General features: G+C 74.1%; 12 protein-coding genes. 9 read left to right on the top strand and 3 right to left on the bottom strand.

Going from position 1 to position 12538, the window contains the following annotated elements:
* Positions 1–106 precede the first annotated feature (106 nt).
* The 3 genes from OG553_RS10540 to OG553_RS10530 form a co-directional block, all read right to left on the bottom strand.
* Positions 107–334, bottom strand: a complete 228-nt coding sequence (locus OG553_RS10540) for a DUF3107 domain-containing protein (RefSeq protein WP_362467386.1) — start codon at positions 332–334, stop codon at positions 107–109.
* Positions 335–453: 119 nt separating this feature from the next.
* Positions 454–1092 carry a TetR family transcriptional regulator gene (locus tag OG553_RS10535; protein ID WP_401244726.1) on the bottom strand — a complete coding sequence of 213 codons (639 nt, stop codon included), beginning with the start codon at positions 1090–1092 and terminating at the stop codon, positions 454–456.
* Between the two features lie 168 nt (positions 1093–1260).
* Positions 1261–1476, bottom strand: a complete 216-nt coding sequence (locus tag OG553_RS10530) for a hypothetical protein (protein WP_405978719.1) — start codon at positions 1474–1476, stop codon at positions 1261–1263.
* A gap of 132 nt (positions 1477–1608) precedes the next feature.
* On the opposite strand from OG553_RS10530, the gene OG553_RS10525 reads away from it, so the two are divergent.
* The 9 genes from OG553_RS10525 (at position 1609) to OG553_RS10485 (ending at position 12530) form a co-directional block, all read left to right on the top strand.
* A complete protein-coding gene (locus OG553_RS10525; RefSeq protein ID WP_405978718.1) occupies positions 1609–2604 on the top strand; it encodes an alpha/beta fold hydrolase in 996 nt (331 codons plus the stop codon).
* A 3-nt stretch (positions 2605–2607) separates the two neighbouring features.
* Complete coding sequence (locus OG553_RS10520) at positions 2608–3987, top strand: DUF3152 domain-containing protein (RefSeq protein WP_405978717.1); 1380 nt, start codon at positions 2608–2610, stop codon at positions 3985–3987.
* A gap of 70 nt (positions 3988–4057) precedes the next feature.
* Positions 4058–4153 (top strand): Ms4533A family Cys-rich leader peptide, encoded by a 96-nt coding sequence (locus OG553_RS10515; protein ID WP_312847459.1) that lies wholly within the window; start codon positions 4058–4060, stop codon positions 4151–4153.
* 200 nt (positions 4154–4353) lie between these two features.
* Positions 4354–6111 (top strand): ABC transporter substrate-binding protein, encoded by a 1758-nt coding sequence (locus OG553_RS10510; protein ID WP_405978716.1) that lies wholly within the window; start codon positions 4354–4356, stop codon positions 6109–6111.
* Positions 6108–7091 (top strand): ABC transporter permease, encoded by a 984-nt coding sequence (locus OG553_RS10505; RefSeq protein ID WP_405978715.1) that lies wholly within the window; start codon positions 6108–6110, stop codon positions 7089–7091. The genes OG553_RS10510 and OG553_RS10505 overlap by 4 nt, the downstream gene beginning before the upstream one ends.
* A complete protein-coding gene (locus OG553_RS10500) occupies positions 7088–8080 on the top strand; it encodes an ABC transporter permease (RefSeq protein ID WP_405978714.1) in 993 nt (330 codons plus the stop codon). The genes OG553_RS10505 and OG553_RS10500 overlap by 4 nt, the downstream gene beginning before the upstream one ends.
* Positions 8077–9735, top strand: a complete 1659-nt coding sequence (locus tag OG553_RS10495) for a dipeptide ABC transporter ATP-binding protein (RefSeq protein ID WP_405978713.1) — start codon at positions 8077–8079, stop codon at positions 9733–9735. The genes OG553_RS10500 and OG553_RS10495 overlap by 4 nt, the downstream gene beginning before the upstream one ends.
* A 177-nt stretch (positions 9736–9912) precedes the next feature.
* Positions 9913–11496: a DUF3492 domain-containing protein gene (locus tag OG553_RS10490; protein ID WP_405978712.1), complete on the top strand. Its 1584-nt coding sequence runs from the start codon at positions 9913–9915 to the stop codon at positions 11494–11496.
* Between the two features lie 233 nt (positions 11497–11729).
* Entirely contained in the window at positions 11730–12530 is an 801-nt protein-coding gene (locus OG553_RS10485) for a hypothetical protein (protein ID WP_405978711.1), read from the top strand.
* The last annotated feature ends 8 nt before the right edge of the window (positions 12531–12538 follow it).

Genomic DNA, 12538 nt, shown 5'->3' with positions numbered 1-12538 from the left:
GGCGAACCGGGTCACTGCCGTCCTACCCGAAGCGGAAGAAAGGGAAACGGCCCGGCGGAACCATCCGCCGGGCCGTTTCCTTCGTTCCCAGGTGCTGCTGTGAGCGTCAGAGCGCCCCGAAACCGACCTTGCGCACGCTCGGCTCGCCCAGGTCGACGTACGACAGGCGGTCGGACGGCACGAGGACCTTGCGGCCCTTGACGTCGGTCAGGCTCAGCAGCGGCGCCGTACCGGACAGCGCGGCGGCCACGATGGCCTCCAGCTCCTCGGCGCTCAGGTCGCTCTCCAGCACGATCTCCCGGGGTGCGTGCTGCACGCCGATCTTGACCTCCACGGCTTTGTCCCTCCGACGGTCCGGTTCGCGCGATCAGCCGCGCCGTACCCGGTCCACATTAGCCCGGAGAGGGGACACGATCGGCTCGTGGCGGACACGCTCGCAGCGAACAGCGCCGGTCAGGCCTCCGTGCCGTGCAGCGGGAAGCCGGCGATGCCTCGCCACGCCAGCGAGGTCAGCAGCCCCACCGCGGTGTCACGGGCCACCGGGCTCTCGCTGGAGAGCCAGTACCGGGCCACGACCTGCGAGACCCCGCCCAGGCCCACCGCCAGGAGCATCGACTCGTCCTTCGACAGGCCGGTGTCCTCGGCGATCACGTCCGAGATGGCCTCGGCGCACTGGAGCGACACCCGGTCCACGCGCTCGCGCACCGCCGGCTCGTTCGTCAGGTCCGACTCGAAGACCAGGCGGAACGCACCGCCCTCGTCCTCCACGTACGCGAAGTAGGCGTCCATCGTCGCCGCCACGCGCAGCTTGTTGTCGCTGGTGGACTCCAGCGCCCCGCGCACCGCCGAGAGCAGGTTCTCGCAGTGCTGGTCCAGCAGCGCGAGGTACAGGTCGAGCTTGCCGGGGAAGTGCTGGTACAGCACCGGCTTGCTGACGCCGGCCCGCTCGGCGATGTCGTCCATCGCCGCCGCGTGGTAGCCCTGGGCGACGAAGACCTCCTGGGCCGCGCCCAGCAGCTGGTTGCGCCGGGCACGGCGCGGCAGCCGCGTACCCCGCGGACGCGCTGCCTCGGTCTGCTCGATGGCTGTCACGCCGCCTCCCACTTTCTCTATGAACACAGTGCGCTCTGCGCCGCGCCGCCATCGTACTTTTCGGTAACCGAATCTGGTGGGTTCAAGCCGAGTTTTCTCGCGGTACGGACCGCTCGGACACACGCCTGACACGCTGGTCAGCGCCCGTCGGAGCGGGGGTGGCGGCGATCAGCGGTAGTCCTCCTCGTCCAGCGGGACCACCCGGGCCTGCTCCGCGGCGTCCGCCTCGGGGGCCTCGCCCGGATCCAGACCCACGAGCGGGTCGTCCTCCTGCGGCTGGATCTCGATGTGCTGCTCGGCGGCGTCCGCCTCAGGAGCCTCGGTATCGAGGCCGTCCCGGAACCGCTCCCGGAAGGTGTCCGGCTCCGCGGGGTCGACAGTCATTCCGCTCCCCTCGCCTTCGCTCGTACTCACTACGAGCCTAGGAGGATCGGGAGTGCGACGCCAGACGGTCCTGTGACCGCGAACACAAGAGAACGCAAGGGGCCGGGCGTGATCGTCTCGTAACATTGGCCCATGTCTTCGACCGAGCCGCCGGGCGTACGGTCCACCTCCGACGCGGCCTCCCAGGTGGGTGGCGTCCGGGTGGCCGAGGGGGAGCAGCTGCGCACGGTCGCGCTGCCGGGCCTGGAAATGAACGTACGTTTCCGGCCACCGCTGCGGGAGGGCCTGCCGCCCGCGCTGTTCGTGCACGGACTCGGCGGCTCCTCCCAGAACTGGTCGGCCCTGATGGGGCTGCTGGCCGGCACCGTCGACGGCGAGGCCCTGGACCTGCCCGGCTTCGGCTGGTCCCCGCCGCCCGCCGACCGGGACTACTCGGTGACCGCGCTCGCCCGCGCCGTCATCCGCCACCTCGACGCCGCCGGCCGCGGGCCGGTGCACCTGTTCGGCAACTCCCTCGGCGGAGCCGTCTCCACCCGCGTCGCCGCGGTCCGGCCCGACCTGGTGCGGACCCTGACGCTCGTCTCGCCCGCGCTGCCCGAGCTGCGCGTGCAGAAGTCGGCCGTGCCCACCGCCCTGCTGGCGCTGCCGGGCGTGGCCGCGCTGTTCGGGCGGCTCACGGTCGGCCTCACGGCCGAACAACGCACCCGGGGAGTGACGGACCTCTGTTACGGGGACCCCTCACGGGTGACGGCGGAGGGCTTCGGCGCCGCCGTCGAGGAGATGGAGCGGCGCATGGCGCTGCCCTATTTCTGGGACGCGATGACCCGTTCCTCGCGGGGGATCGTCGACGCCTACACCCTCGGCGGGCAACACGGACTGTGGCGCCAGGCGCAGCGCGTGCTCGCGCCGACCCTCCTCGTCTACGGTGGGCGCGACCAACTGGTCTCGTACCGTATGGCGCGCAAGGCGGCCGCGCACTTCCGCGGCTCGCGGCTGCTGAGCCTGCCCGAGGCCGGGCACGTCGCGATGATGGAGTACCCCGAGGTGGTGGCCGCGGCCTTCCAGGAGCTGCTGCGCGACACCGCCGGGCGGGCAACCGACCGAAGTACCGAAGACGGCAAGGGCTGAGACGTGGGACGACATAGTCGCAAGGCTCCGGCCCCGGTCCGTCCGCAGCCGGAGCCCGAGGCGCACTACGAGCCGCAGGCGCCGTACGAGCCGCAGGGGTACGCGGCCGACCCCTACTACGGGGACGGGCTGTACACCCCCGACCCGTACGAGCCCGCGGCTGCGCCGCACGCGGGGTCCCGGCCCGGCGGCGAGCGCCCGAACGCCGAGCCGACCGTCGTCCACCAGGGGTACGCCCCCCCGCGCGGCGCCCGCGCCGTCGGCCACCCCGGGCACCGGGAGGACGGCGGCGCCTGGGGCACCGCCCCCGCCCCCGCTGCCGCCGCCGTCTACGGGGACTGGCGCGGCGCCCCCCGCGCCGCCGCCACCGGGGCCCCGGCCGCCGCGCCCGCTCCGGCCGCGGTCCCGCGCGCCGACACCCCGCCCTTCGGCACCCCCGCGCCCGCCCCGGCGGCGGAGCCCGCCCCGCGCGACCCCTTCACCTCGACCGGTTCGCACCGCCGGGTGCCCGGCCCCCGCAAGCCCGTGGCGGCCGCCGCCGAGCCGGTGACCGGGCGCGGCACGAAGATCCGTACGTACACGGGGATGGCCGCGGCGGCCGTCACCACCGTGCTCGCCGTCGTCGTCGCCGGACAGGTCGCCGCCGACGGGGACTCCGACACCGCCGCCCGCGCTGCCGGGGACGACACCCCGAAGCGCACCCAGACCGACAGCTCCCCGGCCTCCCGCTCCGACGGCCGCCCCACCCCCTCCGTCCCGCCGGCCGCGCCCGCGCAGCCGGCGACGTACGAGCAGCAGATGGCGCAGCAGCTGCCCATCGAAGCCAAGCTCGCCGGCCCGGGGGCCTTCGACACCGTGCCCGGCGTCGCCAAGGCTCCGGGCAAGGGGAAGAAGGTGCGCTACCGGGTCGACGTGGAGCAGGGCCTCGGCATGGACGCGCAGTTGTTCGCCGACGCCGTGCAGCGCACCCTCAACGACCCGCGCAGCTGGGCCCACGGCGACGCGATGACCTTCGAGCGGGTGCCGGGCGGCGAGGCCGAGTTCGTGGTGACCCTGGCCAGCCCGGGGACCACCGGCGTCTGGTGCGCGAAGTCGGGGCTCGACACCACGATCGACAACGTCTCCTGCGACTCCGCCTCCACCGAGCGCGTGATGATCAACGCCTTCCGGTGGGGCCAGGGTTCGCAGACCTACGGCGCCGACCAGATGCTCGCCTACCGGCAGATGCTCATCAACCACGAGGTCGGACACCGGCTCGGGCACGGGCACGTCAGCTGCCAGACCCCGGGGGCCCTCGCGCCGATCATGCAGCAGCAGACGAAGTCCCTCGACATCGACGGCATTCACTGCAAGCCCAACCCATGGGTGTATCCCGGGAGTTGACCGAAGGGTGCGGGCGGGTGGCTCGTTCCTCCGTTGACAAGCCGTCCGATCATCGGTAATTGTTCTCCGCATGTCGCACCGCCACACCTCCGCCGCGAGCGCCGCCATAGAGCTGGCGCTCCTCGGTGTGGCCGCGCACAGCGTGGCCGACATCTTCTGTCGCTGACGCTTGCCCTGAGCGCGCGACCACCCTCGTCTTTTCCTCTGGCCTCGCCGCGCCCGGGCACTTCCCCTGCCCGCGGGCGCGGCTTCCTGCATTTCCCCCACCGGCCCTTCCGGCACCTCGTGTGCCGGTAGTGGTGCCGGACGCCGACCCCGCGTGGCCCCCGACGCATCCCCTTCCACGCCGAGAGGTCCCGTTCTCCCATGCTTTCCGCCGGTTCATCCCGCCAGTCCCGCATATCGCGCCGCATCGCCGCGGTCACCGTCAGCCTCGTCCTGGCCGGGGGCGCCGCGGCGTGCGGGCCCGAGGACGCGTCGGGCAAGGCCGGAGGTGAGACCGGCGGCAAGCCCGGCGCCCCCGGGGCCCCGCAGAAGGGCGGCACCCTCACCGTCCTCAACACCGAGCCGCAGAACGACTTCGACCCGGCCCGGCTCTACACCTCCGGCGGCGGAAACGTCCCCTCGCTGGTCTTCCGCACGCTGACCACCCGCAACCGCGAGGACGGCCCCGCCGGCGCCAAGGTCGTGCCCGACCTGGCCACCGACACCGGCCGGCCCAACGCCGACGCCACCGAGTGGACCTACACCCTCAAGGACGGGCTGAAGTACGAGGACGGCAGCCCGATCACCTCCGCCGACATCAAGTACGGCATCGAGCGCTCCTTCGCCGCCGAACTCTCCGGCGGCGCCCCCTACCTGCGCGACTGGCTGGTCGGCGGAGAGACCTACGAGGGGCCCTACAAGGACGGCGGCAAGGGCCTCGACTCCATCGCGGTCCCCGACGCGAAGACCATCGTCTTCAAACTCCGCAAGCCCGAGGGAGAGTTCCCCTTCCTCGCCACCCAGACGCAGTTCGCCCCCGTCCCCAAGGCCAAGGACACCGGCACCAAGTACGAGGAGCACCCCGTCTCCTCCGGCCCCTACAAGGTCGTCAAGAACACCGGCGACGGCGAGACCCTGCTGCTCGAACGCAACGAGCACTGGGACCCCGGGACCGACGAGGAGCGCAAGGCCTACCCGGACAAGATCGACGTCCGCTCCGGGCTCGACGCCGCCGTCGTCAACCAGCGGCTGTCCACCAGCTCCGGCCCCGACGCCGCCGCCGTCACCACCGACACCAACCTCGGCCCCGCCGAACTCGCCCAGATCGGCGACAACAAGGAGCTCGCGGGCCGCGTCGGCACCGGGCACTTCGGCTACGTCAACTACCTGGCCTTCAACCCCAAGGTCGCCCCCTTCGACAACCCGAAGGTCCGCCAGGCCATCGCGTACGCGATCAACCGCACCAGCGTCGTCAACGCCGCCGGCGGCTCCGCCCTCGCCGAGCCGGCCACCACCTTCCTGCCCGAGCGCGAGGCCTTCGGCTTCACCCCCTACGACCACTTCCCCGCCGGCAAGACCGGCGACCCGGCCAAGGCCAAGGAGCTCCTGAAGGAAGCCGGCCACCCCGACGGCCTCACCATCACCCTGACCCACTCCAACGCGCAGAACCGCCAGACCAGCCCCGAGGTCGCCACCGCCGTCCAGCAGGGCCTCGCCGCCGCCGGGATCACCGTCAAGCTCGAAGGCCTGGAGAACAACGCCTTCAACGAGCGCCGCTGGGACGCCAAGAACACCCCCGGCTTCTTCCTCTCCCGCTGGGGCGCCGACTGGCCCTCCGGCGGCCCCTTCCTCGCGCCGATCTTCGACGGCCGGCAGATCGTCACCAACGGCTCCAACTACAACCACGCACAGCTCAACGACCCGGCCGTGAACACCGAGATCGACGAGATCGCCAAGCTCACCGACCTCGCCGCGGCCGGCAAGCGCTGGGGCGCCCTCGACAAGAAGATCGGCGAGCAGGCCCTCGACATCCCGCTCTTCCACCCGGTCTACAAGCGGCTCGTCGGCAAGGACGTCAAGAACGTCGTCATCAGCGACTGGACCGGCGTCCTCGACATCTCCCAGGTCGCGGTCAAGTGACCCTGCTCCTCGACCAGCCGGCACCGGCGGACGGGGCCCCCGCCCCGGCCGTCGGCGCCGGCCGCCAGGTCTGGCGGCGGCTGCGCCGGCGCCCGTCCGCGCTCGCGGCCGCCGCCGTCCTGGCCCTCCTCGTCCTCCTCGCCCTCACCGCCCCCCTCTTCACCCAGCTCACCGGACAGGACCCGAACACCTACCACGACGACCTCGTCGACTCGGCGCGCGGCGGCGTCCCCCTCGGCTCCTTCGGCGGGATCTCGGCCGACCACTGGCTCGGCGTCGAACCGGGCACCGGCCGAGACCTGTTCACCCGGCTCCTCCACGGCGCCCGCGTCTCCCTGCTCGTCGCCCTCGGCGCGGTCGCCGTGCAGATCTCCGTCGGAGTGAGCGTCGGGATCGCCGCCGCGCTCGGCAACCGCTGGGTCGGACAGCTCATCGGCCGCTTCACCGACGTGATGATCGCCCTGCCCATGCTGGTGATCGCCATCGCCCTCACCGCCGTCGTACCGCCCGGCTTCCCCCGGCCGCTGCTGCTCGTCCTCGTCATCGGCCTCTTCGACTGGGGCGGCACCGCCCGGATGGTCCGCTCCCAGACCCTCGCCCTGAACGGCCTCGACTTCGTCGAAGCCGCCCGGCTCTCCGGCTGGGGACCCCTGCGCGTCGCCCGCCGGGAACTGCTGCCCTCCCTGGCCGCACCCGTCATCACCCTCGCCGCGATCAAGGTCCCGACCGCCATCGTCGCCGAGGCCTCCCTCTCCTTCCTCGGCGTCGGCGTCAAACCGCCCACCCCCTCCTGGGGCCAGATGCTCTCCAGCGCCCAGACCTGGTTCCGCGCCGACCCCGCCTACGTCCTGCTCCCCGCCGGGCTGCTCTTCGCCACCGTGCTCGCCTTCACCGTCCTCGGCGACGCGGTCCGCTCGGCCCTCGACCCGCGCGAGGACTCGCGCCTGCGGGTCGGTACCGGAAAGGAGCGCAAACCGTGACCAGGTTCGTGCTCAAACGGGCCGGCGGCGCACTGCTCGTGCTGCTCGCCCTGTCCGTCGTCGTCTACGCCCTCTTCTACGTCGCCCCCGGCGACCCCGCCCGCCTCGCCTGCGGGGAACGCTGCAACCCGCAGCAGATCGCCCAGGTGCGCGAACAGCTCGGACTGAACGACCCCGTCGTCACCCAGTACCTGCGCTTCCTCGAAGGACTCCTCGCCGGACGGGACTACTCCGCCGGCGCCGGCATCGCGCTGCACTGCGACGCGCCCTGCCTCGGCTTCTCCTACCAGAACGACCGGGAGGTCACCCAGCTGCTCCTGGAGCGGCTGCCCGCCACCTTCTCCCTCGCGCTCGGCGCCCTCGCCATCTGGCTCCTCGTCGGGGTCGGCACCGGCCTGCTGTCCGCACTGCGCCGCGGCGGGGCCACCGAACGGGCACTGACCGTCCTCACCCTCGCCGGCACCGGCACCCCCGTCTTCATCCTCGGGCTGCTGCTGCTCATGACCGTCTGCGCCTACCTGCGCTGGCTGCCCTTCCCGACGTACGTCCCCTTCGGCGAGGACCCCGAACAGTGGGCCTGGAACCTGCTGCTGCCCTGGGCGACGCTCGGCCTGTTCGAAAGCGCCAAGTACGCGCGCCTCACCCGCAGCTCCACCCTGGAGACCCTCGCCGAGGACCACATCCGCACCTTCCGCGCCTACGGCGTCGGCGAGCGGGCCGTCGTCACCCGGCACGCGGTACGCGGCGCCCTCGGACCCGTGATCGCCCTCAGCGCCGTGGACTTCGGCACCCTGATCGGAGGCGCCGTGCTCACCGAGTCCCTCTTCGGCATCCCCGGCCTCGGCAAGACCCTCATCGACGGCGTCCGGGTCGTGGACCTGCCCGTCGTCGTCGGCGTCGTCCTCGCCATCGGCGCCGCCGTCGTCATCGCCGGCGCCGGCGCCGACCTGCTCCACGCCCTCGCCGACCGAAGGGTGGCCCTCGTATGACCGGCCCGCTGGTCGACGTCACCGACCTCGTCGTCGACTTCCCGGTCGGCGGCCCCGGCAAGCACGTACGGGCCGTCGACGGGGTCTCCTTCACCCTGGAACCCGGCCGCGCCCTCGGCATCGTCGGCGAATCCGGAAGCGGCAAGTCCACCGTCGCCGCCGCCCTGCTCGGCCTGCACCACGGCACCGGCGCCCGCATCTCCGGCACCGTACGGGTCGACGGCACCGACCTCGCCGAAGCCGGCCCGGCACAGCTGCGCGCCCTGCGCGGCGGAACCGCCGCCATGGTCTTCCAGGACCCCCTCAGCTCCCTCGACCCCTACCTCGCCGTCGGCGACCAGATCGCCGAGGTGTACCGCGTCCACACCACCGCCTCCCGCCGGGCCGCCCGCGCCCGGGCCGTCGAGGTCCTGGACCGCGTCGGCATCCCCGACGCGGTGCGCCGCTCCCGCGCCCGCCCCCACGAGTTCAGCGGCGGCATGCGCCAGCGGGCCCTCATCGCCATGGCCCTGGCCTGCGAACCCCGGCTGCTGATCGCCGACGAGCCGACAACCGCCCTCGACGTCACCGTCCAGGCCCAGATCCTGGACCTCCTCCACGGACTGCGCCGGGAACACGGCCTCGGGCTGCTGCTGGTCACCCACGACGTGGGCGTCGCGGCGGAGAGCGTGGACGAACTCCTGGTCATGCGGGACGGCGCCGCCGTGGAACACGGCCCGGTCCGCCGGGTCCTCGCCGCCCCCGAGGCCCCCTACACCCGGGACCTGCTGGCCGCCGTACCCCGCCTGGACGCCCCGCGCAGCCCCCGGCTGCGGGTGGTCGCCGCCCCGGGCGGTCCCGGGCCGGAACCGGAGCCGCCCGTCGTCGAAGCCGTCTGCCTGCGCCGGGAGTTCGGCCGCGGCAGGGGCAGGGTCAGCGCGGTGGCCGGGGTCTCCCTCGCCGTACGGGCCGGCGAGACCCTCGGCATCGTCGGCGAGTCCGGCAGCGGCAAGAGCACCCTCGGACGGATGCTCGTCGGACTGCTGGAGCCCACCTCCGGGCAGGTCCGGCACGCCGGGACCGAGGTCTCCGGCATCGCCGGGGGCGCCCAGATGGTCTTCCAGGACCCCGTCTCCTCCCTCAACCCGCGCCGCTCGGTCGGAGAGTCCATCGCCGACCCGCTGCGCGCCGCCGGGGAACGCGACGAGGCCGTGATCCGTGCCCGCGTCGACGGACTCCTGACCCGGGTCGGCCTGGAGCCCGCCCACTACGACCGCTACCCGCACGAGTTCAGCGGAGGGCAGCGCCAGCGCGTCGGCATCGCCCGCGCCCTGGCGCCCCGGCCCCGGCTGATCGTCTGCGACGAACCCGTGTCCGCCCTCGACGTCACCACCCAGGCGCAGGTCACCGCCCTGCTCGCGGAACTCCAGCGGGAGCTCGGCATCGCCCTCGTCTTCATCGCGCACGACCTCGCGGTGGTCCGTCAGGTCAGCGACCGGGTCGCCGTCATGCGCGGCGGCGTGGTCGTGGAGGAGGGCCCGGTGGAGGAGGTGTACGGCCGGCCCGCCCACGCGTACACGCGACAGCTCCTCGACGCCGTCCCCGCACTCGATCCCGTGCTCGCCGTTGAACGCCGCTCCGCGCGGCTGACCGAACGCCAGGAGGCCTCCGCGTAACGCCCTTCTTAGCGTGCTCGAACGCGAACCGTACGGGAAAGTTACGACTCTTCACCCCTTCCGGTGGCGCGACGGACAACCGTCCGTCGCGCCACCGGCGCATCCGCTTGAGTTCTCCCGCGGCGGGTCGCCGGACCGACGGCGACCGCCTGGAACGGGAGATCGGGGGTGCCACTCGTGCGGATCGGACTGGTCACGGAAGGTGGTTATCCGTATGCGTCGGGAGAGGCGAGGCTCTGGTGCGACCGGCTCGTTCGCGGGCTGCCCCAGCACGAGTTCGAGCTCTACGCGCTGAGCCGCACCGCCGGGCAGGAGGAGAGCGGCCGGGTCACCCTCCCGCCGCACGTCACCCGCGTCCGCACGGCCCCGCTGTGGGCCCCCGCCGACGACGGGCGCTCCTACTCGCGCCGCGAGCGTCGGCGCTTCGCCGAGTGCTTCGCCGAGCTGGTCCGGGGCGTCTGCGCCGGCGAGCCCGACGCCTTCGCCGCCGGACTGTACGGACTCGCCGGACTCGCCCGCGACCAGGGCGGGATGTACGCCGCCCTGCGCTCCGAGACGGCCGTGCGGGCGGTCGAGTCCGGCTGCCGCGCCCCGGGAGCGGGCCGGGCCCTCCAGGCGGCGCGCGTCCCCGACCTGCTGGAGTTCGTGGACGAACTGGAACGCGCGCTGCGGCCGCTGTCCCTCGACTGGTACGAGGACGAGGCCGAGGGCCTCGGCCGGGCCGACGTCTGCCACGCCGCCGCCGGCGGGGTCGCGGCCGTCCCCGGCCTGCTGGCCAAACGCTTCTTCGGGGTTCCGCTGCTGGTCACCGAGTACGGCGTCCAGCTCCGCGCCCACTACCTGGAACAGCGCGAGGACACCCGGCCCGCCGTACGCGCCCTCCTCGCCGCCTTCCACATCCGCCTCGCCGGCGAGATCTACGCCCGCGCCGACCTCCTCACCCCCGGCAACGCGCACGCCCGCCGCTGGCAGGAACGCTGCGGGGCGCCCCGGGAACGGCTGCGGACGGTCTACCCCGGCATGGAGGCGGACCGATTCGCCGCCGTCGGCGAGGACCCCGACCGCGGGGACCCCGACACCCTGGTGTGGGTCGGGCGGATCGAGCCGTCCAAGGACCTGATCGCCCTGCTGCACGCCTTCGCGGAGGTCCGCCGGGCCGCCCCGCACACCCGGCTGCGGATCTTCGCCTCGGCCGCCGCCCCCGGCTACCTGGCGGACTGCCGGGCGCTGGCCGCGCAGCTCTTCCCCGACGAGGCCGCCGACGCGCGGACCGTGGGGGAGTGCCCCGTCACCTTCGAGGAGATCGGCGGGCCCGAGGCGCCGTCGCCGGCCGACGCGTACGGGGCCGGACGGATCGTGCTGCTGTCCTCGGTGATCGAGGGCTTCCCCATCACCCTGGCCGAAGCCATGTTCTGCGGCCGGGCCACCGTCTCCACGGACGTGGGGGCCGTACGGGAGGTCATCGGCGGCACCGGGCTCGTCGTCCCGCCGCGCAACCCCCGGGCGCTGGCCGAGGCCTGCACCGCGCTGCTGGAGGACCCCGAGCGGGCCCAGCGGCTGGGCGCCGCGGCCCGGGCCAGGGCGCTGGAGCTGTTCACCGTCGAGCAGAACGTGGGGGCCTTCGGGGAGAGCTACTTGCGGCTCCTGGCCGTTGGTTCCTCACGGGTCGAGGGGGAGGTCCCGTTCGCGCGGCCCGCCGAGGCGGTGGTCCCCGGACCGTGGGTCGCCCGGGCCACGTCGGGTTCGGAGGCGGCGGTATGACCACCTCGGACATCGCGGGTGCGGCGCCGCTGCCGGGGGCTCTGCCCCCGGACCCTCCCCCAGCCACCGCTGGGGGTGCCCCCAGCGCCTCAAACGCCGGCGGGGCTGGATTTCCCGGACCCGGCGTCTCGGCGGTCGGCGCCGCCGGGCGGCGGAGCGGCCGGGCCGGCGGGGATCCCGTCAAGGCGTTGTTGCACCGGCACCGGGAGCTTTGTGAGCGGGCCGTCGATCCGTTGGAGATCGCCGCCGGGCTGGAGGCGCACGGGATCACCGACCGGACCGCCGCGCGGTTCCGGCACCGGGACGTGTTCACCCTCGCCGAGGAGCTGTACGCCCGGACCCCGCGCGGCGAGGTCCCCGACGACGTGGCCGTGCGGCCCCCGGCCGGGACCCGGGTGGTGCGGGGGTTCGGGTACGCGCTGCTGCCCGGTGCGCTCGCCCTCGGGGCGGCCGCCGCCGGGGTGCCGGGGGCGGGAGCCCTCGCGGCGCTCCTCACCGCCGCCGCCCTGGTGTGGCCCGGGCGGAGCGCCGGGGGGCGCTTCCCCTACACCGCCCACCTGCTGGCGGCGGCCGCCGTCGGCTGGGCCGTCCACCGGCACGGCCCGGCCCTCGGCGCCGCCCTCGCGCTGGCCGTCGCCCCCGGACACCTCGCCGCGGCCCTCTACGCCGCCCGGGCGCGCCGCCGGCTCGCCGGGAGCCGGGCCCTGGAGGACTTCGCCGCCGGGGCGCGGCCGCTGCTCGCCGGGGTCCTCCTGCTGTTCGCCGCGGCCGCCGCGGGGGCGGCCACGGTCACGGCGGCCGCCCCCGGGACGGCGGTGCCGCTCGCGGTGCTGCTGTTCCTGGCCCGGCTGCTGCTGCGGCACGGCGCGCACCGCACGCCGGTCGCCGCGGCCCTCGCGCTCGCCCTCGTCCCGGACCCGGCGGCGGTACCCGCCGCCGCGGCGGGACTCCTCGTACACGCCTTCCTCGCGCTGTCCCGTGCCTCCGCACACGCGCGTCACCGGCCCCACCGAAACCAAGGAGGAACAGCATGACCGGCCAG

The sequence above is a fragment of the Streptomyces sp. NBC_00158 genome (genome assembly GCF_045160885.1).
GTDB lineage: Bacteria > Actinomycetota > Actinomycetes > Streptomycetales > Streptomycetaceae > Streptomyces.
This window is presented reverse-complemented; position numbering and strand designations above follow the sequence as displayed.

Bases quoted from the DNA above. Each gene is read 5' to 3' on its own strand.
- OG553_RS10530 (WP_405978719.1), bottom strand. From the start codon at position 1,476: ATGACTGTCGACCCCGCGGAGCCGGACACCTTCCGGGAGCGGTTCCGG.
- OG553_RS10525 (WP_405978718.1), top strand. From the start codon at position 1,609: ATGTCTTCGACCGAGCCGCCGGGCGTACGGTCCACCTCCGACGCGGCC.
- OG553_RS10515 (WP_312847459.1), top strand. From the start codon at position 4,058: ATGTCGCACCGCCACACCTCCGCCGCGAGCGCCGCCATAGAGCTGGCG.
- OG553_RS10510 (WP_405978716.1), top strand. From the start codon at position 4,354: ATGCTTTCCGCCGGTTCATCCCGCCAGTCCCGCATATCGCGCCGCATC.
- OG553_RS10495 (WP_405978713.1), top strand. From the start codon at position 8,077: ATGACCGGCCCGCTGGTCGACGTCACCGACCTCGTCGTCGACTTCCCG.